The organism is Streptomyces sp. SID13726, assembly GCF_010548375.1.
Classification (GTDB): domain Bacteria; phylum Actinomycetota; class Actinomycetes; order Streptomycetales; family Streptomycetaceae; genus Streptomyces.
On record NZ_JAAGLY010000606.1, the window covers coordinates 1 to 415 of the forward strand.

Annotated in this window: 1 protein-coding gene; it reads left to right on the forward strand. The window is 74.7% G+C overall.

The window, feature by feature from the left end; translation table 11 throughout:
* Nucleotides 1-93: 93 nt before the first annotated feature.
* The coding region (locus tag G3I78_RS49355) for a LacI family DNA-binding transcriptional regulator (RefSeq protein WP_164437202.1) at nt 94-415 on the forward strand (322 nt) is incomplete at its 3' end.

The following is a 415-nucleotide window of genomic DNA, read 5'->3' on the forward strand; positions in this document are numbered from 1 at the left end:
CACGAGATGATTGAGAGCGAAAGCTCGGGGACCGCTACAATCGTTCGCAGCCCCGGGTCTCCCCACGGGGTACCGAGCGCCGAGGAGGCAGCCGTGGTCACCGTCCGTGACGTCGCCCGCGAGAGCGGGGTGTCGATCTCCACGGTCTCCCGCGCCCTCGCCGAGCCCGAGCGCGTCGCCCCGGAGACGCGCGACCGCGTCGTCGCCGTCGCCAACCGCCTCGGGTACCGGCCCAACCGCGCCGCGAGCGGGCTGCGCGCCGGGCGGACGGGAGCCCTCGGGCTCGTGGTGCCCGACCTGGAGAACCCCTACTTCGCGTCCGTGACCAAGGGCGTGCAGGCGCGGGCGCGCCAGACCGGCCACGCCGTGTTCGTCGTCGACGCGGGGGAGGACCCCGCGCTCGAGACCGAGCTCG